The organism is Kitasatospora sp. NPDC059795 (genome assembly GCF_042732175.1).
In the GTDB taxonomy this organism is placed as follows: Bacteria; Actinomycetota; Actinomycetes; order Streptomycetales; family Streptomycetaceae; genus Kitasatospora.
Map to the genome: position 1 here is coordinate 145,601 of NZ_JBHWID010000017.1, position 20,337 is coordinate 165,937.

General features: G+C 73.6%; 17 protein-coding genes and 1 pseudogene. 7 read left to right on the forward strand and 11 right to left on the reverse strand.

The window, feature by feature from the left end; genetic code table 11:
* Positions 1 to 87: 87 nt before the first annotated feature.
* Positions 88 to 816: a polyprenol monophosphomannose synthase gene (locus tag ACFV4P_RS29575; protein WP_380476300.1), complete on the forward strand. Its 729-nt coding sequence runs from the start codon at positions 88 to 90 to the stop codon at positions 814 to 816.
* A 66-nt stretch (positions 817 to 882) separates the two neighbouring features.
* Here the strand turns inward: ACFV4P_RS29575 and ACFV4P_RS29580 are convergent, their stop codons facing one another.
* On the reverse strand, positions 883 to 2,091 hold the full coding sequence (locus ACFV4P_RS29580) for an ROK family protein (RefSeq protein WP_380476302.1): 1,209 nt from the start codon (positions 2,089 to 2,091) through the stop codon (positions 883 to 885).
* A gap of 56 nt (positions 2,092 to 2,147) precedes the next feature.
* On the opposite strand from ACFV4P_RS29580, the gene ACFV4P_RS29585 reads away from it, so the two are divergent.
* Positions 2,148 to 3,365 (forward strand): MFS transporter, encoded by a 1,218-nt coding sequence (locus ACFV4P_RS29585; protein WP_380476304.1) that lies wholly within the window; start codon positions 2,148 to 2,150, stop codon positions 3,363 to 3,365.
* A gap of 349 nt (positions 3,366 to 3,714) precedes the next feature.
* Here ACFV4P_RS29585 and ACFV4P_RS29590 read toward each other — a convergent pair whose 3' ends face one another.
* Positions 3,715 to 4,482, reverse strand: coding sequence for an acyltransferase (locus tag ACFV4P_RS29590; RefSeq protein WP_380476306.1), 768 nt, complete (start codon positions 4,480 to 4,482; stop codon positions 3,715 to 3,717).
* An 86-nt stretch (positions 4,483 to 4,568) separates the two neighbouring features.
* Positions 4,569 to 5,333 carry an enoyl-CoA hydratase family protein gene (locus tag ACFV4P_RS29595; RefSeq protein ID WP_380476307.1) on the reverse strand — a complete coding sequence of 255 codons (765 nt, stop codon included), beginning with the start codon at positions 5,331 to 5,333 and terminating at the stop codon, positions 4,569 to 4,571.
* Positions 5,334 to 5,530: 197 nt separating this feature from the next.
* On the opposite strand from ACFV4P_RS29595, the gene ACFV4P_RS29600 reads away from it, so the two are divergent.
* Positions 5,531 to 6,688, forward strand: coding sequence for a glycoside hydrolase family 19 protein (locus ACFV4P_RS29600; protein ID WP_380476309.1), 1,158 nt, complete (start codon positions 5,531 to 5,533; stop codon positions 6,686 to 6,688).
* Between the two features lie 154 nt (positions 6,689 to 6,842).
* Here ACFV4P_RS29600 and ACFV4P_RS29605 read toward each other — a convergent pair whose 3' ends face one another.
* Positions 6,843 to 8,102: an MFS transporter gene (locus ACFV4P_RS29605; protein WP_380476311.1), complete on the reverse strand. Its 1,260-nt coding sequence runs from the start codon at positions 8,100 to 8,102 to the stop codon at positions 6,843 to 6,845.
* 83 nt (positions 8,103 to 8,185) lie between these two features.
* Between ACFV4P_RS29605 and ACFV4P_RS29610 the strand changes: the two genes are divergently transcribed.
* Complete coding sequence (locus ACFV4P_RS29610) at positions 8,186 to 9,172, forward strand: ArsR/SmtB family transcription factor (protein ID WP_380476313.1); 987 nt, start codon at positions 8,186 to 8,188, stop codon at positions 9,170 to 9,172.
* A gap of 7 nt (positions 9,173 to 9,179) precedes the next feature.
* Here the strand turns inward: ACFV4P_RS29610 and ACFV4P_RS29615 are convergent, their stop codons facing one another.
* Complete coding sequence (locus ACFV4P_RS29615) at positions 9,180 to 9,818, reverse strand: hypothetical protein (protein ID WP_380476315.1); 639 nt, start codon at positions 9,816 to 9,818, stop codon at positions 9,180 to 9,182.
* A gap of 172 nt (positions 9,819 to 9,990) precedes the next feature.
* On the opposite strand from ACFV4P_RS29615, the gene ACFV4P_RS29620 reads away from it, so the two are divergent.
* Complete coding sequence (locus tag ACFV4P_RS29620) at positions 9,991 to 12,273, forward strand: glycosyl hydrolase family 18 protein (protein WP_380476317.1); 2,283 nt, start codon at positions 9,991 to 9,993, stop codon at positions 12,271 to 12,273.
* Positions 12,274 to 12,444: 171 nt separating this feature from the next.
* On the opposite strand, the gene ACFV4P_RS29625 is transcribed toward ACFV4P_RS29620, so the two are convergent.
* Positions 12,445 to 13,770, reverse strand: coding sequence for a geranylgeranyl reductase family protein (locus ACFV4P_RS29625; RefSeq protein ID WP_380476319.1), 1,326 nt, complete (start codon positions 13,768 to 13,770; stop codon positions 12,445 to 12,447).
* A 154-nt stretch (positions 13,771 to 13,924) separates the two neighbouring features.
* Between ACFV4P_RS29625 and ACFV4P_RS29630 the strand changes: the two genes are divergently transcribed.
* A complete protein-coding gene (locus ACFV4P_RS29630) occupies positions 13,925 to 14,470 on the forward strand; it encodes a carboxymuconolactone decarboxylase family protein (RefSeq protein WP_380476321.1) in 546 nt (181 codons plus the stop codon).
* A 60-nt stretch (positions 14,471 to 14,530) separates the two neighbouring features.
* Here ACFV4P_RS29630 and ACFV4P_RS29635 read toward each other — a convergent pair whose 3' ends face one another.
* The 4 genes from ACFV4P_RS29635 to ACFV4P_RS29650 form a co-directional block, all read right to left on the reverse strand.
* Positions 14,531 to 14,944, reverse strand: a complete 414-nt coding sequence (locus ACFV4P_RS29635) for a hypothetical protein (protein ID WP_380476323.1) — start codon at positions 14,942 to 14,944, stop codon at positions 14,531 to 14,533.
* Between the two features lie 35 nt (positions 14,945 to 14,979).
* Positions 14,980 to 15,663, reverse strand: a complete 684-nt coding sequence (locus tag ACFV4P_RS29640) for a DUF4184 family protein (protein WP_380476325.1) — start codon at positions 15,661 to 15,663, stop codon at positions 14,980 to 14,982.
* A 242-nt stretch (positions 15,664 to 15,905) separates the two neighbouring features.
* The gene (locus ACFV4P_RS29645) at positions 15,906 to 16,955 is read right to left on the reverse strand and encodes an NUDIX domain-containing protein (RefSeq protein WP_380476327.1); all 1,050 of its coding nucleotides are present in this window, start codon (positions 16,953 to 16,955) and stop codon (positions 15,906 to 15,908) included.
* A 147-nt stretch (positions 16,956 to 17,102) separates the two neighbouring features.
* Positions 17,103 to 18,524: an acyl-CoA synthetase gene (locus tag ACFV4P_RS29650; RefSeq protein ID WP_380476329.1), complete on the reverse strand. Its 1,422-nt coding sequence runs from the start codon at positions 18,522 to 18,524 to the stop codon at positions 17,103 to 17,105.
* A gap of 250 nt (positions 18,525 to 18,774) precedes the next feature.
* On the opposite strand from ACFV4P_RS29650, the gene ACFV4P_RS29655 reads away from it, so the two are divergent.
* Positions 18,775 to 20,148, forward strand: coding sequence for a S8 family serine peptidase (locus ACFV4P_RS29655; RefSeq protein WP_073815831.1), 1,374 nt, complete (start codon positions 18,775 to 18,777; stop codon positions 20,146 to 20,148).
* A gap of 82 nt (positions 20,149 to 20,230) precedes the next feature.
* On the opposite strand, the pseudogene ACFV4P_RS29660 reads toward ACFV4P_RS29655, so the two are convergent.
* Positions 20,231 to 20,337, reverse strand: a pseudogene (locus ACFV4P_RS29660) (electron transfer flavoprotein subunit alpha/FixB family protein); the annotation flags it as partial.

The following is a 20,337-nucleotide window of genomic DNA, read 5'->3' on the forward strand; positions in this document are numbered from 1 at the left end:
CGCGGCGGCCCCCCGGAACGTACGTGCGGGGATCAACGCTAGACTGCCGCATCCGGCTCTCATAACCGTATCGAGGATAGAAGAAACATGGCTGAGGCCCACCCGAAGGTTGTTGTGGTTGTTCCGACGTACAACGAGCGGGAGAACCTCCCGATCCTGGTAGGTCGGTTGGGCGAGCTCGGCATGCCGAACCTGCACGTTCTGGTAGTGGACGACAACTCCCCCGACGGCACGGGCGACGTCGCGGACAAGCTGGGCGCGGAGTCGGGCGGCACCCTCACCGTGCTGCACCGTACCGAGAAGGACGGCCTGGGCCGGGCCTACATCGCGGGCATGACCAAGGCGCTGGACGACGGCGCGGACATCGTGATCCAGATGGACGCCGACCTGTCGCACCCGCACACCGCGGTCCCGGCCATGGTGGAGAAGCTCACCACCACCGACTCCTCGGTCGTCCTCGGCTCGCGCTACGTGCCGGGCGGCTCGACCGCGTCGGAGTGGCCGTGGCACCGCAAGGCGCTGTCGGCGTGGGCGAACTTCTACGTCAACGCGATCCTGCAGCTGAAGGTCAAGGACGCCACCGCGGGCTTCAAGGCCTGGGAGGCGCAGGCGCTGCGCAAGGTCGACCTGCCGTCGGTGCGTTCCAACGGCTACTCGTTCCAGGTCGAGATGAACTACCGCGTGGTCAAGCACGGCATGCGCATCTCCGAGGTGCCGATCCGCTTCGAGGAGCGCGTCGAGGGCATGTCGAAGATGAGCCTGGGCGTGCAGCTGGAGTCGGCCGTCGCGCCGTGGAAGCTCCGCTTCGGCAAGTGACCTTCCGGTAGTGCGCCGAACGGCGCGGGTTCGACGATCCGTCGACCCGCGCCGTTCGCGTTCCGGTCAGCTCCCGGCGACGGCCTGCGGGTCCTCCAGGTAGGGCTCCCAGGCGAGTTCGGCGGCGCCGACCAGCCCGGCGTGGGCGACCTGCGCGGGGACGATCGGGACGCGTCCGCTGCGGCCCCACAGGCAGCGTTCGGCGACCTGGGCGGCGAGCCGGTCGGGGGCGGCGGCCAGCAGGTCGAGGTGCAGGCCGCTGAGCACGATCCGGTCGGGGTTGAGGATGTTGACCAGCCCGGCCAGGCCCAGGCCGAGGCGGTCCACGACGTGTTCGACGGCGTCGGCGGACTCCGGGTCGCGGGCGAGTTCGCGGGCCTGCGGGAGCAGCGGCCGGTCGGGGTCGGGGCGGCGCTTGGCGGCGGCGAACAGCGCGTCGGGGTCGGTCTCGGCGTTCAGGCAGCCGCGGTTGCCGCACGGGCAGGGCCGGCCGAGCGGGTCCACGGTGAGGTGGCCGACCTCCAGGGCGAGGCCCGAACTGCCGGTGTGCAGGCGGCCGTCGACGACCAGGGCGCCGCCGACGCCGCGGTGTCCGGAGGTGACCAGCAGCAGGTGCCGGGCCTCGCGTCCGGCGCCGTGGCGGTGTTCGGCGAGCGCGGCCAGGTTGGCGTCGTTGGCGACGGCGGTCGGGAGCACGGTACGGGCGCGCGGGCCGAGGTCCGCGCCGGCCACCCGGTCGGCGAACAGCTCGGCGACGGGCGCACCGGCCGGCCAGTCGAAGTGCAGCGCGGCGAGCGCGGTGCCGTCGGGTTCGGTGACGGGGTTGGGCAGCGCGAGGGCGAAGCCGAGCACCCGGCGGCGGCTGCCCCGGGCGAGCGTCGCGCCGGCCTCGGCGACGGCGCCGAGCAGGCGTTCGGGCGCGGTGTCGGCGGGCAGCGGCAGGTGGGCGGTCTCCAGCAGCCGGCCGCCGAGCGCGGCGAGGGCGACGGAGACGCCGTCGGCGTGCAGTTGGGCGGCGAGCACGGCGGGGCCGGGGTCGGCGAGCGCGAGGCGGTGCGAGGGGCGGCCGCGGCCGCCGCCGGCGGGGCGGGAGTCGACGCTGATCAGGCCGAGTGCCTCCAGTTCGCCGGTGACGGCGCCGGCGGTGGCGCGGGTGACGTCGAGGGCGCCGGTGAGCGCGGAGCGGGTGGGGGCCTGTCCGGTGTGGATCAGGCGCAGCGCCGGTCCGAGCAGGGCGCGGCCGCGATCGGGGGCGGTGCGGTGCGGGGTGCTCACGGCGGGGCTCCGATTCGGGCTTGAAGGTGTGTGCGGCACTCCCCTATTCTGACTTTGTGCCGCTACTGAACAAAACAGAAGCCCGTTCCTCCTCCCTCGCCTCCCCGTCCGGCCGACGCTCCTCCTGGTCGGCGGCACGCCTCGCCCTCACCGCCTTCTTCGCCGTCGACGGCTTCCTGTTCGCCTCCTGGGTGGTCCGCATCCCGGACGTCCGCGCCCAGGTCGCCGCCTCGCACAGCGCGCTGGGCCTGGCCCTGCTGTGCATCTCGGCCGGCGCGGTCGCCACCATGGCCCTGGTCGGCCGGCTCTGCCTGCGCTTCGGCTCCCGCCCCGTCACGGTCGCCGCCCTCGCCGTGTTCTCCCTCTCCGTCGCCCTGCCCGCGCACACCCACTCCGTGCTCGCCCTCGGCACCGTCCTGCTGCTGTTCGGCGCCGGGTACGGCGCGGCCAACGTCGCGATGAACAGCGCCGCCGTCGACCTGGTCGCCGAACTCCGCCGGCCCGTCATGCCGAGCTTCCACGCCGGGTACAGCCTCGGCGGCCTGCTCGGCGCGGCGATCGGCGGACTCCTCGCCGGACACCTCTCCGCCGCCTGGGCGCTGACGCTGGCCGCCGCCCTCGGGGCCGTCGTCACCGCCGTCGCCGGCGCCGCCCTGCTGCGCGCCCCGGCCGCCCGCCCCCGCACCGTCAACAGCGCTGCCGCGCCCGGGCGTTCACGCCCGACCGGGCACGCCCGGCTGCTGGTGCTGCTGCTCGGCCTGATCGCACTGTGCACCGCGTACGGCGAGGGCGCGCTCGCCGACTGGGCGACCCTGCACCTCACCGACGACGTCCACGCGAGCGCGGCGCTGGCCGCCGCCGGGTACGCGGCCTTCGCGTTCGCGATGACGGTGGGCCGCCTCTCCGGCACCTGGCTGACCGAACGGCTCGGCCACACCCGGGTGCTGCTGCTCGGCGGCCTGGCCGCCTGCGCGGGCATGGCGACCGCCGCCCTCGCCCCGTCCGTCCCCGCCGCCCTCGCCGGCTTCGTCCTGGTCGGCCTCGGCCTGGCCAACGTCTTCCCGCTCGCCATCGCCCGCGCCGGCGAGACCGCCGGCCCGCAGGGCGTGGCCACCGCCTCCACCCTCGGCTACGCCGGCATGCTCATCGGCCCCCCGGTCATCGGCTTCCTCGCCGACGCACTGTCCCTCCCGACGGCCCTGCTCACCGTCGCCGCCTCCTCCGCCCTGGCCGGCCTGCTCTCCCTCACCGTCCGCCGCCCCCGCACCACCTGACGCGCCCTCGAAAGCGAGCGGCGGCCCGCACGCCCCCACGCGTCCGGACCGCCGCTCCGTCCCTGTCGCCCCGTCAGGGCTTGTGCAGCCGCGTCCCGCTCAGCAGCGCACCCTCGGGGAGTCGAGCTTCACCACTGGCTGCCGTAGCGGCGGTACGGCGCGGAAGACTGCAGTCACCGGCCGGCTTGGACGGCTTCGCGCTGCCCTCGCCGGGCTTTCCCGAACTCGCGGCCGGCTTCGAGCTGTTGCTCCACACCTCGCGGGCCGACCCGGTCACTCCCAAGATCCACGCGGGAGCATCCTGCCCCGCTCGACAGCCCTCACCACGCCGATCCACCCCTCCCCCGCGCTACGCCTCCGGGGCGGCGTCCTCGCCGGGGAGGCGGAGGTCCCAGCCGACCAGGGCGCGGAGTTGTTCGGCGGTGACGCCGTCGGGGACGGGGCGGGGGGCCTCGTGGCGGATGGGGGGCTGCCAGCCGTCCTCGGGGTTCCAGGTGCGGACCTGGCGGGCGGGGGCGCCGGCCACCACGGCGTAGTCGGGGACTTCGCCCGCGACCACGGAGTTGGCGGCGACCACCACGTTGCGGCCGATCCGCGCGCCGGGGAGGATCACCGCGCCGGTGCCGATCCAGGAGCCCGCGCCGATCGAGACGGGTTCGTTGCGCGGCCACTGCTTGCCGATGGGCAGTTCGGTGTCGCGGTACTCGTGGGCCTGGTCGGTGATGTAGACGTTCGGGCCGGTCCACACGTCGTCGCCGAGCACGATCTGCTGGTGTCCGACGATGTGGCTGCCGCGGCCGATCACGCAGCCGCCGCCGATCCGGACGATCGGCTCGGGGCCGAGGTCGAGTCCGGGCAGGAAGCCGGCCGAGATGGTGACGCGTTCTCCGATGATGGAGAACGGGCCGATGGTGATCCACTGTTCGTTGAAGACCGCGCCGAGCGGGAACGCCAGCTTGGTGCCGTCGCCGAGTTCCCCGAACCGGTACGGCCCGGGGTTGCGGTTGCTGACGGCGCCGGTGTCCTGCACCCAGCGCCAACCCCGGTGCACCACGCGCCCGGCCGCCCGGCGCGACCTCTCGCGGACGGATCCCAGCAGCGCGCGGACGATCGACATGCGCTCACCGTATCGGCCGCCGACGACCCGCGACGGGCAACGGGACCAAGCTCACACCGGCCGGTAACTTCCGACGTACCGCCAGCTCAGCGCACCCAGCGCGCCGGCCGCTTCTCCAGGAACGCGCGCATGCCCTCCTGCGCCTCCTCGGAGCCGAACAGCCGCGCGGACTGCGCGACCAGCTCCTCGGTGTGCCGCTCGAAGGACTCCCGGACGGCGGCGTTGGCGAGCTGCTTGGACTCGGCGAGGCCCTGCGGCGAGCACAGCCGCAGCGCGTCCAGGATCGTCTTCAGCGCGGCGCCGGTGTCGTCGGCGGCCTCGGTGACCAGGCCGATCCGGGCGGCCTCGGCGGAGTCGAAGGTCTCGCCGGTCAGGTAGTAGCGGGCGGCGGCGCGCGGTTCCAGCTTGGGGCGCAGCGGCAGCGAGATGACGGCGGGGGCGAGGCCGAGGCGGGCCTCGGTGAAGGCGAAGGTGCAGGCGGGTCCGGCGACGGCGAGGTCGCAGGCGCCGACCAGGCCGAGTCCGCCGGCCCGGACGTGGCCGTCGAGGCGGGCGATGACGGGCTTGGGGCAGTCGACGATGGCGCGCTGCAGGGCGACCAGGCCGCGCGGTCCGACGGTGGGGTCGTCGCCGGTGGCCTCGGAGAGGTCGGCGCCGGCGCAGAACACCCGGCCGGTGTGGCCGAGGACGACGGCGCGGACGTCGGGGTCGGCGGCGGCGTCGGCGAGGCCCCGGGTGAGTTCGGCCATCAGCCGGGTGGAGAGGGCGTTGCGGTTGTGCGGGGAGTCGAGTTCGAGGGTGGCGACGGCGTCGGCGGTGCTGCGACGCAGGAGGGGGGCTTCGCTGGTCATCGGGCGGTCTGCCTTCCGGCTGAGGGTGGGTCGGACGGTCTTCGCCTGCACCCTGGCACGACACCGGGTCCACTGACCAGTACCCGATATGTCGTACACGGTCTCAATTCCCTTAAGGTCTAGACCTATTGACACTTAACGGTCACCCTGGCTTGAGTGCATGGCACACCGCTCGTTCCCCCCACAAGGAGTGGCCGATGCCCCCCACCCGAACCGTCTCCCACCGCCGCACCGGCACCGCCCGCGGCCGGATCGCCGCCCTGCTGACCGGTGCGCTGGCCGCCACCGGCCTGGCGGTCATGCTGCCGACCTCCTCCACCGCCGCCACCGCCTGCGCGAGCCCCTACTCGGCCTCGCAGGTGTACACCGGCGGCATGGCCGCCTCCTACAACGGCCACAACTGGAACGCCAAGTGGTGGACCCAGGGCGAGACGCCGAGCACCGCCGGCACCGGCGTCTGGGCCGACCAGGGTGCCTGCGGCGGCACCACGCCGAGCCCGAGCCCGACCCCCACCGGCACGGTCTGCGCCTTCCAGACCTGGATCGCGGGCACCCAGTACACCACCGGCACGGTGGTCCGGTACGCGCCCAACGGCCAGTTCTACATCGCGACCCACGACAACCCGGGCTACGACCCGACGATCTCCACCTGGTACTGGAGCCCGTACAACACCTGCGGCACCGACCAGCCCTCGCCGAGCCCGAGCACCAGCACGAGCACCAGCCCCAACCCGGGCGGATTCGTGGTCTCCGAGGCCCAGTTCAACCAGATGTTCCCGAGCCGGAACCCGTTCTACACGTACAGCGGCCTGGTCGCGGCGCTGAACGCCTACCCGGCGTTCGCGGGCACCGGCTCCGACACCGTGAAGAAGCAGGAAGCGGCGGCGTTCCTCGCCAACATCAACCACGAGACCGGCGGGCTGGTGTACGTCGTCGAGCAGAACACCGCCAACTACCCGCACTACTGCGACACTTCCCAGCCCTACGGCTGCCCGGCCGGCCAGGCCGCCTACTACGGGCGCGGCCCGATCCAGCTGAGCTGGAACTTCAACTACAAGGCGGCGGGCGACGCGCTCGGCATCGACCTGCTGAACAACCCGAACCTGGTGCAGACCGACGCGGCCGTCGCCTGGAAGACCGGCATCTGGTACTGGATGACGCAGAACGGCCCGGGCACCATGACCGCGCACAACGCCATGGTCAACGGCAAGGGCTTCGGCGAGACCATCCGCTCCATCAACGGCTCCCTGGAGTGCAACGGCGGCAACCCCGCCCAGGTCCAGAGCCGGATCAACGCGTACACCAACTTCACCTCCGTCCTCGGCGTCCCGACCGGCTCGAACCTGAGCTGCTGACCCGCCGGCGGCGCGGGTGACGGACCCTCGTCACCCGCGCCGTCCGTCGCCCCCGCGCCGTCCGTCACCCCCGCGCCGTCCGTCGCCCGCGCACCGCTCGCCGCCCGCGCCGCTCGCGCCGTACGTCGTCCCCGCGCCGTTGCGACCGCACCGCTCAGCGGCGCACCAGCATCGTCATGCCGACGCCCGCGGCCGCGAACAGCGCGCCCAGCAGCAGCCAGCCGGCCGGGCCGTGGGCGATCACCACCGAGGTGATCAGCACCGGGCCGACCATCATCGCGGCCGACATGCCGGTGTTGAAGACGCCCTGGTAGGTGCCGTGCGCGTGCTCCTTCGCCAGGTCGTATCCGAGCGCCCACGCGCCGGCCTGGCTGTACACCTCGCCGAGCGCCTGGAGTCCGACGCCGGCGGCGATGACCAGCGCCGCCGCCCAGCCGGGCAGGCCGGCGGCCAGCGCCAGCACCGCGCAGGAGCCGGCCACCAGCAGCGCGCCCCGGCGGAAGATCCGGGCGGCCGCACCGACCTCCTCGGCGCCCCGGGTGGCCCGGACCTGGAGGACGATCACCAGCGCGGTGTTCACCAGCAGGGCGCCGGCCACCATCCAGCGCGGCGCGTCGGTCTCCCGCACCACCCACAGCGGCACCCCGACCTCGATCATCACGAACTGCAGCGTGATCACCGCGTTCAGGCCGGTCATCGCCAGGTAGCGGCCGTCCCGCAGCACCGCCATGACGCCGCCCTCGGCCTTGGTCCTCGCGGCCTGTTCGGCGGTGCGCGGCGGAACGTGCACCACCAGCAGATACATCGCCGCGATCACGCCGTACGTCGCGCCGTCGACCAGAAGCGCCGTCAAGTATGCGCCCCGGGTGTCGAGTTGGAGCACCAGAGCGGCCCCGACGGTGCCCAGCGAGATGCCGACGTTGGTGACCGAGCGCAGGTAGGCCCGCCCCGCGACCCGGCCGTCCACCGGCAGCACCTCGGCGAACAGCGCGCCGCGCACCGCCGAGCCTCCCCGGTCGGCCGCGGCCAGCAGGCAGGCCAGCGCCGCGAACACCGCCAGGTCGTGCACCAGCACGTACCCGACCGCGCACACCCCCTGGACCACCAGCAGCACCACCAGCACCGGCTTGGGCCCGAACCGGTCGGACAGCCGGCCCGCCGGCACGCCCGCCGCCAGCCCGAACGCCCCGGCGACCGTCAGCACCACGCCGACCTGCGCGACCCCGAAGCCCAGGATGCGGGTGAAGAACAGCACGGACAGGGTCATCGAGAGGCCGTTGCCGGCCGTGTTGATCAGGGTGATCACGGACAGCCGGCGCAGCACCGGGTCCTGGGGCAGCAGCCGGGCGAACCGGCTCTTTCGGGCATGGCTGGGCAACGCGGCCTCGTCGGCCGCGAGTTCAGTGGCGGTCATGACCTGATCAGACCGGGTACGGAGCGGCCGTGGTATTGATTTAGCCCGGGCCTGAATCCACCGGCCCGAACAGGGGGAACACCATGGTGCTGCGGTTCCGGCTGGGCCTGGCCGATCTGGCCGCCACGTACTTCGCCTGCTCGCCGCTCCAGGAGACGGTGCTCAGCCTGCGGATGTGGACCCACCCCGGCCAGTACCCGCACGGCGCGGCGTTCGAGGCGATGCGCCCCGCCTTCGAGGCGCTGCCGGCCGCGCCGCTGCTGCGCGCCCTGATCGCGAGCAACAAGTACGTGCCGGACTTCCTGACGCCCCGCCCGAGCGTCCCGTTCCCGGACTTCCGGGCCGAGCTGGCCGTCGTCCGCGCCTTCGAACCGGCCCGGCTGCGGCACGAGTTCGCCGTCACCTTCCTGCCGCACGACCGCGCGGTGCCGCCGCTGCTGGCGTCCTTCGCCGACCGCCCGGCGGAGCTGATCGGGGACATCGCCGACGCCTTGGAGCAGTACTGGACGCGGGTCCTGGAGCCCGCCTGGTGGCCGCGCGCCCGCTCGGTGCTGCACGCCGACATCGTGCACCGCTCCCGGGTGCTGGCCGAACGCGGCGCGGCAGGCCTGTTCGCCGACCTCGACCACCGGCTGCGCTGGACGGACGGCGTGCTGACCATCGACCGCAACTGGGGCGACGGCGACCAGGACATCCGGGTGGACCGGCGCGGCCTGGCCCTGCTGCCGACCTGCTTCGCGCGCGGCGCGATCACCGCGATCGGCCCCGACCTGACCCCGTCGATCAGCTACGTGGCGCGCGGCCAGGGCAATCTGACCGGGCCCGTCGACCCGCCGCCCGCGCCGCAGGCCCTGGAACAGCTGCTCGGCGCGCCCAAGGCCCGCCTGCTCGCCCTGCTCCAGGAACCCACCGCCACCACGGAGTTGGCCCGCCGCCTGGGCGTCACCCCGGGCGCGGTCAGCCAGCACCTCGCCGTGCTGCACGCCACCCGCCTGGTCACCCGCGCCCGGCACGGCCGACTGGTGCTGTACGCGCGCAGCCCGCTCGCCGAGCAGCTGGTCGGGCCCTGACGGCCGCTCAGCAGAACGCCATCACCGCGCCGGTCGCCACCGAGTGCCGGGCCGCCCGCATCAGCTGCAGGCAGATGAACGACTCGGTGCCGTAGCGCCGCCAGCCCTCGGCGTCCGCGTCGGGGCCGTCGCAGGCGTCGGAGACCTCCTCGGAGTCCGGGTCCAGGTCCTCCGGCAGCCCGAGCGCCTCGGCGAGCACCTTCAGCTCCGCCAGCAACCGCACCGAGGAGCCGAGCGAGCCGCCGGACAGCTCCTCGTCGACCAGTACCGGCCCGAAGTCCACCGGGACGTAGTAGCCCTCGCAGTCCGAGTGGTGCACCAGGTGGTCGAACGGGCCCGGCGGGTCGTCCGGCACGTCGAAGTACGCGTCGCTCAACAGCTCGTCGTCGGTGGCACGCTCGCCGTCCTCCAGCGGATCGGGCAGCTGCCCCTTGACGGCCAGGTGCACGGCGACGCGGCGCAGCGTGTGCAGCCCCGAGTAGCCCCACACCCGGTCGCAGAACTGCTCGCCGGTCTCCGGCTCCTGCCAGCCCGGCAGGCCTTCGCGCTCCAGCACCGCGCGTATCGTCGCGCACTCGGCGCGGAACCAGTCCGCGGTGTCCTGTTCGGCGTCGATCAACGCCCCCACCATCACATCGAGTCCCATGCCCGCGATCCTGCCAGCCGGCGCCGACATCGGGTGGATCATGCGCCGGGGGGCGTTGTCAACTCCCTTCAGGTATAGACCTGTTGACGAGTTGGTCCAGTCCACTTACCCTCCTGTTGCCGGCTCCCGGGCACCCCTGTACGGAATCCCCCACACCAGACAGGGAGTACCGATGCACGTCCGCTCCAGGCAACGCCTCCGGGCCAGACTGCTGGCCCTGCTCGCCGCGCTCGCCCTGCCGATCGCCCTGCTCGCCGCCACCCCCGCGCACGCCGCGGCCAAGCTCACCGCCACCTTCACCGGCGACAACTACGGTTCCTGGTGGAAGGGCACGTTCGTCGTCAAGAACCCGAACGCGACCGCCGTCAACGGCTGGACGCTCGAGTTCGACCTGCCCTCCGGCGTCACCATGACCGGCACCTACAACGGCACGGCCACCACCACCGGCAGCCACGTCGTCGCCACCAACGCGTACTACAACGCGACGGTGCCCGCGAACGGCTCCACCGAGCCGTACAGCTTCTGGTTCATCGGCAACGGCCCGATCACCGCGCCGCTCAACTGCCGCGTCAACGGCGACAAGTGCGACGGCACCCCGGACGTCCCGCCGACCGCGCCCGGCGCCCCGACGCCGGTCGACGCCACCGCCCACACCATCTCGCTCGGCTGGACGGCGGCGAGCAAGGGCGACTTCCCCGTCGCCTCGTACGACATCCTCAACGGCTCGACGGTCCTCGGCTCCGCCACCGGCCTGTCCACCACGCTCACCGGCCTGACCCCGGCCACCACGTACACCCTGAACGTCCGCGCCAAGGACACCCGCGGCAACACCGGCCCGCTCAGCACCCCGGTGTTCTTCTCCACCGTCGACCCGGCCACCGACACCGTGCCGCCGACCGCCCCGGGCAACCTGCGCTCCACCGGCACCACCTCCACCAGCGTCTCGCTCGCCTGGGACGCCGCCACCGACAACAAGCGGGTCGCCGCCTACGACGTCTACCAGGGCGCGGCCCTCGTCCAGACCGTCACCACCACCACGGCCACCGTCGGACAGCTCTCCCCCGCCACCCCGTACACCTTCACGGTCAGGGCCCGGGACGCCGCCGACAACAACTCCCCCGCCTCCAACGCCCTCACCGTCACCACCGGCGACCTCGCCGGCCCCGGAAAGTACTCACGGGTCGGCTACTTCGTCCAGTGGGGCATCTACGGGCGCCAGTACTTCGTCAAGAACCTCGACACCTCCGGCAGCGCCGCCAAGCTCGACGTCGTCAACTACGCCTTCGAGAACATCGACCCGGTCAACCTGACCTGCCTGGCGGGCGTCACCAAGGGCACCACCGCCGACCCCGAGGACCCCGAGCAGGGCACCGGCGCGGGCGACGCCGACGCCGACTACGCCCGTCCGATGAGCGCCGCCCAGTCCGTGGACGGCGTCGCCGACGACGGCTGGTCACCGCTGCGCGGCAACCTCAACCAGCTGAAGAAGCTCAAGGCCAAGTACCCCAACCTCAAGGTCGTGGTCTCGCTCGGCGGCTGGACGTACTCCAAGTTCTTCTCCGACGCCGCCGCCACCGACGCCTCCCGCAAGAAGCTCGTCTCCTCCTGCCTCGACATCTGGATCAAGGGCAACCTGCCCTCCTACAACGGCGCGGGCGGCCCCGGCACCGCGGCGGGCATCTTCGACGGCATCGACATCGACTGGGAGTGGCCCGGCTCCGCGGACGGCCACCCCGGCAACCACTACTCCACCGCCGACAAGGACAACCTGACCCTGCTGCTCGCCGAGTTCCGCCGCCAGCTCGACGCCCTCGGCGGCTCCCACAAGCTGCTCACCGCCTTCACCCCCGCCGACCCCGCCAAGATCGGCCAGGGCTGGGACCTCTCGAAGATCTTCCAGTCCCTCGACATCGCCAACGTCCAGGGCTACGACTTCCACGGCTCCGGCTCCGACAACTCCTGGGAGCCCAACCGCACCGGCCAGCAGGCCAACCTCCACACCGACCCCACCGACCCCTACCCGTTCCACTTCTCCGTCGAGAACGCCGTCACCACCTACCTCGACGCCGGCGTCAACCCCCGCAAGCTCACCATCGGCTTCCCCTTCTACGGGCGCGGCTGGCAGAACGTCACCGACGGCGGCGTCCACGGCGCCTGGCAGGCCGCCGGCGGCGCAGCCCCCGGCCAGTTCGCCGAGGAGGCCGGCACCCGCGGCTACAACAACCTCATCACGTCCGTCCCCAACCTCACCGTCTACCACGACCCGGTCTCCGTCTCCACCTACGGCTACACCGGCAACGGCGGCCAGTGGTGGACCTTCGACGACGCCTGGTCCATCGACCGGAAGACCGCCTGGCTCAAGTCCAAGAACCTCCTCGGCGCCATGGTCTGGGAAATGTCCGGCGACACCCCCTCCGGCACCCTGATGAACGCCCTGGACACCGGCCTCAAGTAAGCCCCCGCCAGGGACGGGCGAAGCGACGTCCCCACCCCTGCCCCGCCAGGTCCTCACGCCCCACCCAACAGCGCCCCGTCAGGGGCGCGGGGAACTGCGCGAAGCGGAAGGCCCTGGACGCAAAGATCCGCCCGAGAAGGGAACTCCCCTCCTCGGGCGGATCCGCAACCCTTACCGCCCCGCGATCGACGCCAGCTTCCGCGCCGCCCGGTGGTCCCGCATGAGCTGCGCGAACGTCGTGTGCCCCTGCGTGGTCCGCGCGAACGCCCGCCACGCCGGCGTGATCAGCGAGACCGCCGCGTGGAACATCTGCGGCCGCTTCTCGAACGAGGCCAGCATGATCTTCCCGGCCCGCATCTCCACGCCCAGCCCCGCCTTGATGGCGAAGGAGTAGTTGAGCGCCTGCCGCCGCACGTCCGCCGCGCCGTTCGCCTCCGCGACCTGCACGGCCCACTCGCCGGCCAGCCGCCCGGACCGCAGCGCGTACGAGATGCCCTCGCGGGTCCACGGCTCCAGCAGCCCGGCCGCGTCACCGGCCACCAGCACCCGCCCGCGCGACAGCGGCGAGTCCTCGGCGCGGCACCGCGTCAGGTGCCCGGACTCCACCAGCGGCGTGAACCCGGACAGCCCGAGGCGACGGATGTAGTCCGCCAGGTACTGCTTGGTCCGCTCGCCGTCGCCGCGCGCGGAGATCACGCCGACCGTCAGCGTCCCGGAGTCGGTCTTCGGGAACACCCACCCGTACGAGCCGGGCAGCGGCCCCCAGTCCAGGTGGATCCGCCCGGCCCACTCGCGGGAGACGGACTCCGGGACGGGGATCTCCGCCTCCAGGCCCAGGTCGATCTGGTCGAAGCTGACGCCGACATGACGCCCGATCCGGCTCGCGGAGCCGTCCGCGCCGACCACCGCCCGCGCCTCGACGCGCCCGCCGCCCGCCAGCGTCACGAACACGGTGCGGCTGTCGCCGCCCTGCTGCTCGACGCCGGTCGCGGTGACGCCGGTGACCAGCACCGCGCCGGCCTGCTCGGCGGCCTGCACCAGACGCAGGTCGAACTCGTCGCGGTTGACCACGCCGAACAGCATCCGCTTCGAGCGCCGGGTGCGCGTCCACTTGCCGTTCAGCGCGAAGGTGACGGCCGAAATCCGGTCCTGCAAGGGCAACTTGAAGTCGGCCGGCAGCGAGTCGCGGGACGGGCCGATGATGCCGCCGCCGCAGGTCTTGTACCGGGGGTGCTCGGCCTTGTCGAGCAGCAGCACCCGCCGTCCGCGCGTCGCGGCCGCGTACGCCGCCGACGAGCCGGCCGGTCCTGCGCCGACCACGACCACGTCCCACACGCCGTCCAGCAGTGCCGCCTTCTCGGCGGCCGCCGCCGGATCGATGTCCGTACTCGCGGGCGCCACAACCGTCTCGTCCGACACCTCGTCACCGGTGTCCGCGGCAGGGGCCGCGACCGGCTCGACGGGGTCCTGTTCCTGGGTGCTACCGGTGTCAGTCACGGTCGCCCATCCTAATCTGCCCGCCCGGGTCTCCGGCCAGGACCCGCCCCGGCCGTGGGGCGGGCGTCCCGGCCGCCGCCGCCTACCTGCTGTGACAGCACAACCGCAGGTCAAGGCCTTGCCAAGGGCGTCATGAACAGGTTCAGTAAGGGCCATGCCGCATATCGCGCTCCCCACCCCCTACCCCGGTATCCGGGGCCTGCTGTCCTTCAACCCCGCCTCCGGCCTGGCGCTGAGCGAGCTCGCCGAGCAACTCCTGCGCGGCGAGTCCCCGTTGTCCGTCGGCGAACGCGAACTGATAGCCGCGTACGTGTCGTCGCTCAACTGCACCCGCTACTGCTCGGCCGCGCACGGCGCCACCGCCGCGCACCGCCTGGACGGCGACTTCGCCCTGGTCGAGGCCGTCCAGCGCGACCTGTCCACCGCCCCTGTCTCCGACCTGATGCGTGCACTGCTGCAGATCGCGGGCAAGGTCGCCGAGAGCGGACTGTCCGTCACCGAGCAGGACATCGCCGCGGCCCGCGCCCTCGGCGCGGACGACGCGTCCATCCACGACACCGTGCTGGTCGCGGCCGCGTTCTGCATGTACAACCGCTACGTCGACGGCCTCGGCGCCATCACCCCGGAAGACCCCGCCCTCTACCGCGAGATCGGCGCCCACCTCTCCGACCACGGCTACCTCCCCCAGCCCGGCGAATAGCCCGGCCCGACCCCTCCCGTCCGCCGCCCGGACGACCCCGGCCGGGCGGCGGCCCCACGCTCACAACTTGGCGAGGAAACGGTCGAGTTCGGCCCGCGAGAAGACCGACACCTTCACCCGCACCGGCCGCCGCCGCCCCGGCAGGCGCAGCCGCAGCGAGTTCCACGTCCGGCCGAGCTTCACCTTCGCCACCAGGCCGGCCCCCTCCGCGAGCGGCACCACGTGCATCAGCCGGTTCGGTCCCATCTCGGTCCGTGGCCCTCGCAGCACGTACACCGAACGGTCCGTCACCGCCAGGTAGTAGGCCTCCTGGAACATCAGCCCGATCAGCCCGCCCACCGCCAGCAGCCAGTTGGTGGTGGCGCCCACGCCGAGGACCACCAGTCGCGGCCGCTCGCTCTCGTCCAGTCGCAGCACGGCCCGGCGCGCGGCCGACACCAACGCCAGCTTGCGGTCCATCACTTCGGTCTTCATCCCGCGTCCCCCGTCTCTCGGTGCAGCGGCAGAGACTATCGCCCCGCCCCGAGCAGCGCCGCCCCGACCGCCAGCCCCGCGCCGGCCCCGAAGCACGCCTCGTCCACGACCCCCCGCTCCCCGCGCCGCACCCGCTCGACCGCACCTAGCACCGTCGCGGCGGCGAGCAACGACGCGGTGCGCCGATCGGCCGCCCGCCACGGCCCGGCATGACGCGCCAGCAGCGCCAGCCCCAACGCCGAAGTGCCGTACTGCAGAACGGTGTACAGCGGGACGCCGGCCACCCGCCGCTCCAGCACGGGCAACGCCCGCACGCCGGCCCGGCCCTGATGGGTGAACGCGTCCCACACCAGGTGGCTCGCCGCCCCGACCGCCAACGCCCCGGCTGCCCGGGCGAGTTCACCCGTCCCGGGCCGCCCCTCGGGCAGCACCACCTCGCCCCACGCGCCGGGCACCGCCGCCACCAGCGGCCGCCGCCACACCCCGTACCACCCCGCCACCAGCCCGGCCCCGATCACCACGTCGACCGTCCCGGCCGCCCACCACCGATGCGTCACCCCGCCCCACCGGTACGCCCCGGGCGCCACCGACTCCACGAAGAACGGCACATCCGGCGCCATCGCCCCCGCCACCAGCCCCGCCGCCACCACCGCCCCCCGCCGCCGGGCCCCCCGCAGCCCGCCCAGCACCCCGGCGACATGACTCAACGTGAACGGCATCCCCCCACCCTCCCACTCCGCCACCCCGGCCCTGGGCCGACACGGTCACCCGCAGGCACTCATGTCGCCACCCCGGCCCTCGCCGCGCCTCGCCCGCCCGCCCGCCCGGGCAGCGCGGCACCAGCCTCCGCAGCGGTCCCCGCCGACCGACTGCCACCCCCTCGGCACGAGCCTCGCGCGCCGCAACGAGCCCACACGGACACGGCACGCACCCGACCCCGCCCCCGGAGCGCGGCGGCCCCTCACCGTGCCGGCGCAGCCCCCGTCGCCGCCCGCCGCCCGCCCTCCAGGTACCTCAACTCGCCTTCCGCGCGGGCCTCCAGCGCAGCGACCAGGCGGCGCAGCCGGGCCGGCGGGAGCATCTCCGCGGCCTCCCGCAGGGTCGCGAAGTGCCAGTCGCGGAGTTCGCCGGTGGGCAGCCGCAGGCGCAGCACCTCGGAGGGCCCGAGCCGGCCGCCGTCGTAGACGAGGCGGAGGCCGCCGCGGCCGCGGCTCTTGCCCGGTTCCCAGTCGACGGCGAGCAGCCGCAGCTCCTCGGGGCGCAGTCGCAGGCCGAGTTCCTCGGCGGCTTCCCGCACCGCCGCCGAGGTCGGCGATTCGCCGCGTTCGACGACGCCGCCGGGGAACTCCCAGTGCGGCTTGTACGCGGGGTCGACGAGCAGCACCCGGTCCCGGTCGTCGAACAGCAGGACCGCGGCGGCGACGGTGTCCCCGTCCCCGCCCTCGGTGCGCACGATCGGACAGCGCGCGGCCCCGCTGCGCACCACCTCGGCGATCCGCTCCGCGGTCTGCCGCGGCGTCAGCACCCCGTTGTCGATCATCCGCGCGTCGCCGGCCAGCCACCCCCGGGCGGCGAGGTAGACCGGCAGCGCCTCGCGGCTGCGTTGCCGCGCCGCCGCGCCGCCGCCGATCGAGGCGCCCGAGCGGGTGGCGATCCTGGCCCGCAGGATCGTTTCGACCGGGTCCAGGACGACGTGGTGCACGGGCAGCCCGCGCCCGGCCAGCGCGCCGAAGATCTCGTCGCGGTGCTCCTGCCGCAGCAGCGTCATCGGGACGAGCACCGGCCCGTCCGCCTCGTCGGCCAGCGCTGCGGCGGTCTCGGCGACCAGGCACCGCCACGCGGGCAGTTCCGGCAGGTCGTCGGGGCCGACCCGGCCCGGCGGCAGGGTGGCGCGCAGCAGCGTCCCGACGGTCTCCGGCTCGAACAGCACGCTTCCGGGCAGCAGCCCGGCCAGTTCCCGGCAGGCGCTCGTCTTGCCCGCTCCGACTGCCCCATTGACCCAGACGATCACAGCACCCCTGCCCCTCTGTGCCGGCCCGGCCGGTCCGCCGGGCAGCGCGGGACCCGGGCCCCGGCGCCATCTCCTCTGGTACCCACTCCCCGCCCTCCTGAAAGGACCGCTTTCCGGCCCCGGGAGGCGCCCGGGGCCTGTCCGGCCCTACGCCTCGGGTCCGAGCAGCAGCTGCTTCTTCAGCACCTTGCCCATCGCGTTGCGCGGAAGGTCCTCCACCAGCACGACCCGCCGCGGCCGCTTGTGCACGGACAGCCGCCGCGCCACGAAGTCGATCAGCTGCTCCCCGGTCAACTCCCGTTCCCCGGCGACCACATAGGCCACCACCACCTGCCCGAGGTCGTGGTCGGGCGCGCCGACCACGGCGGCGTCCAGCACGCCGGGGTGGTCGCGCAGGGCGGCCTCGACCTCGCCGGCGCCGATCCGGTAGCCGCCGCTCTTGATCAGGTCCACGGACGCCCGCCCGACGATCCGGTGGAACCCGTCGGGTTCGATCACGGCCACGTCCCCGGTCCGGAACCACCCGTCGGCGGTCCACGACGCGGCCGTCGCGTCCGCCCGCCCGAGGTACCCGTCGAACAGCGTCGGCCCCTGCACCTGCAACTCGCCGACGCTCTCCCCGTCGTGCGGCACGGCCTGCCCGTCCTCGCCGACCAGCCGGGTACGGACGCCGGGCAGCGGCACGCCGACCGCGCCGGGCCGCCGTTCGCCGTCGGCGCGGGTGGCGACGGTGATCAGGGTCTCGGTCATGCCGTACCGCTCGGCGGGGGCCTGGCCGGTGAGGCGGCGCAGCTGTTCGAAGACGGGGACGGGCAGCGGGGCGCTGCCGGACACCAGCAGCCGGGCGGCGGCCAGCTCGCGGGCGGCGTCGGTGTCGGCGGCGATCCGGGACCACACGGTGGGCACCCCGAAGTACAGGCTGCCGCGGGCGGCGGCGTACCCGGCGGGGGTGGGCCGTCCGGTGTGGACGAGCCGGCTGCCGGTGCGCAGCGCGCCGAGCACGCCGAGGACCAGGCCGTGGACGTGGAACAGCGGCAGGCCGTGGACGAGGGTGTCGTCGGCGTTCCACTGCCAGGCGTCGGCAAGGCCGTCGAGTCCGGCGGCGACGGCGCGGTGCGGGATCAGCGCGCCCTTGGGGGCGCCGGTGGTGCCGGAGGTGTAGAGCACGAACGCCGTCCGGTCGGGGTCCTCGGCGGCGGGCCGCCACTGGGCGCTCGCCCGGTCGGCGAGCCGGACCGGCAGCGGCGCGGGCCCGTCGACGTCCTGCGGCAGACGGGTGCCCGCCAGCAGGGTGGCGCCGCTGTCGCGCAGGATGTGGGCGCGTTCCAGCGGCCCGGAGTCGGACGGCAGCGGCACCACGGGGACGCCGGCCAGCAGTCCGCCGACCACGGCCGCGACGGTCTCCGCCTCGGGCCGGGCGAGCACCGCCAGCGCGGGCGCGCCGGCGGCCCGTTCGGCGACCGCTCCGGCGGCGCCGAGCAGTTCTTCGAGCGACAGTGCCCGCCCGTCCACCGCCACCGCGTCCGCGCGGTCCCCGTACGTGCCGTCCAGTGCTGTCAGCAGTCCCATGCCGCCCGACTCTACGAGGCGCGGGCCGTCGGAGTACACCCGCCGGGCCGCTCACCTGGCGGAACGTCATCCACCGTGCTGAGCTGGGACGTTACCGAACCCCTCCAGTTTCTTTACCGAATCTCGTGGCCTACCGGAACCACTTCCACCGCCCGATTCGGACTATGGCCGGGCCCCGCCGGGGCCGGTGGGATAGGGGTCGTCCCGGCCGGTCCGGCCGGGAACCGTCTTTCGAGGAGTCCCTTTGGGCATGCACCCCGCCACCGCGGGTCCCCGCCGCTCCCACGCGCTGCGCGCCGCCGCGCTGCTCGCCGTCGGGGCCACCGCCCTGACCGGCGCCACCGCGACCGCCCGCACGGCGGCCGACCTGCACCTGCCGGCCGCGTTCCACCTGCGTCCCGCCTCGGCCGGGCACATCGACGCGATCGGCCGGGTCGCGCCGATATCGACGTCCGACTGCGTGTCCCAGCTCGGCATCCACTGCTACTCGCCGCTGCAGTACCGCCAGGCCTACAACCTGAACCCGCTGTACCAGCAGGGCGTCACCGGCAAGGGCCGCACCATCGTGATCGTCGACTCGTTCGGCTCGCCGACCATCCAGCACGACCTGGAGATGTTCGACAAGCAGTGGGGCATCCCGGACACCCAGGTCGAGGTCGTCAAGTGGGGCAACGTCCCGCCGTTCGACCCGACCAACGAGGAGCACACCGGCTGGGCGGGCGAGACCACCCTCGACGTGGAGTACGCGCACGCCGTCGCCCCCGACGCGCACATCGTGCTGGTCGAGACGGGCGTCGCGGAGACCGAGGGCGTCACCGGCCTGCCGGAGATGATGGACGCCGAGAAGTCGCTCATGCAGCACCGCGACGTGGACGTGATCTCGCAGAGCTTCGGCGCCACCGAGAACACCTTCCCGGGCTTCGACAAGGGCAACTTCAAGTCCATCGAGAGCCTGCGGTACGCGTTCAAGTTCGCCGCCGCCAAGGACGTCACCGTGCTCGCCGCCTCGGGCGACAACGGCGCCACCGACGCGATGGAGAACGGCTCCGACCTGTACCCGTACCGGGTCAACTCCTTCCCGTCCGCGGACCCGCTGGTCACCTCGGTCGGCGGCACCCAGCTGACCCTGGACAACAACGGCAACCGCACCGCCCCGGACAAGGTCTGGCACGACGACTACGGCGCGGCCGGCGGCGGCGTGTCCGGCGTCTTCGAGCGCCCCTGGTACCAGACGGGCGTCGCCAACGTGACCGGCAACCACCGCGGCACCCCGGACATCTCGATGAGCGCGGCCGTGGACGGCGCCGCCTGGACGTACGAGTCCTACGACCCGACCCGGGTCGGCTGGCACCTGACCGGCGGCACCAGCGAGGCCACCCCGATCTTCTCGGGCATCGTGGCGCTCGCCGACCAGCTCGCCGGGCACCGCCTCGGCCAGCTCAACCCGCGCATGTACGCGATGGCCGCGCTTCCCCCGCAGCTGAGCGGCATCGTCGACGTCACCGCGGGCGACAACTCCTGGGACGCCGTGACCGGCTACAAGGCCGTCAAGGGCTACGACCTGGCGTCCGGCCTCGGCACCATCGACGCCAACCGCTTCGTGCACGCCATCGCCGGCCGCTGACCCGCGCAGCCGCCGAGCACGGAAAGGGCGCGGCCCCCGGGACAACTCCCGGGGGCCGCGCCGCTGTTCGGCCCGAGGCGGGTCAGCCCTTGCGGGCCTTGACCTCGTTGGTGAGCTGGGGCAGGACGGTGAACAGGTCGCCGACGACGCCGTAGTCGACGAGTTCGAAGATCGGGGCCTCGGGGTCCT

Excerpts from the sequence above, each read along its gene's own strand:
- ACFV4P_RS29575 (WP_380476300.1), top strand. The coding sequence starts at position 88 with ATGGCTGAGGCCCACCCGAAGGTTGTTGTGGTTGTTCCGACGTACAAC.
- ACFV4P_RS29590 (WP_380476306.1), bottom strand. The coding sequence starts at position 4,482 with ATGTCGATCGTCCGCGCGCTGCTGGGATCCGTCCGCGAGAGGTCGCGC.
- ACFV4P_RS29595 (WP_380476307.1), bottom strand. The coding sequence starts at position 5,333 with ATGACCAGCGAAGCCCCCCTCCTGCGTCGCAGCACCGCCGACGCCGTC.
- ACFV4P_RS29600 (WP_380476309.1), top strand. The coding sequence starts at position 5,531 with ATGCCCCCCACCCGAACCGTCTCCCACCGCCGCACCGGCACCGCCCGC.
- ACFV4P_RS29605 (WP_380476311.1), bottom strand. The coding sequence starts at position 8,102 with ATGACCGCCACTGAACTCGCGGCCGACGAGGCCGCGTTGCCCAGCCAT.
- ACFV4P_RS29610 (WP_380476313.1), top strand. The coding sequence starts at position 8,186 with ATGGTGCTGCGGTTCCGGCTGGGCCTGGCCGATCTGGCCGCCACGTAC.
- ACFV4P_RS29615 (WP_380476315.1), bottom strand. The coding sequence starts at position 9,818 with ATGGGACTCGATGTGATGGTGGGGGCGTTGATCGACGCCGAACAGGAC.
- ACFV4P_RS29620 (WP_380476317.1), top strand. The coding sequence starts at position 9,991 with ATGCACGTCCGCTCCAGGCAACGCCTCCGGGCCAGACTGCTGGCCCTG.
- ACFV4P_RS29630 (WP_380476321.1), top strand. The coding sequence starts at position 13,925 with ATGCCGCATATCGCGCTCCCCACCCCCTACCCCGGTATCCGGGGCCTG.
- ACFV4P_RS29635 (WP_380476323.1), bottom strand. The coding sequence starts at position 14,944 with ATGAAGACCGAAGTGATGGACCGCAAGCTGGCGTTGGTGTCGGCCGCG.
- ACFV4P_RS29640 (WP_380476325.1), bottom strand. The coding sequence starts at position 15,663 with ATGCCGTTCACGTTGAGTCATGTCGCCGGGGTGCTGGGCGGGCTGCGG.
- ACFV4P_RS29650 (WP_380476329.1), bottom strand. The coding sequence starts at position 18,524 with ATGGGACTGCTGACAGCACTGGACGGCACGTACGGGGACCGCGCGGAC.
- ACFV4P_RS29655 (WP_073815831.1), top strand. The coding sequence starts at position 18,775 with ATGCACCCCGCCACCGCGGGTCCCCGCCGCTCCCACGCGCTGCGCGCC.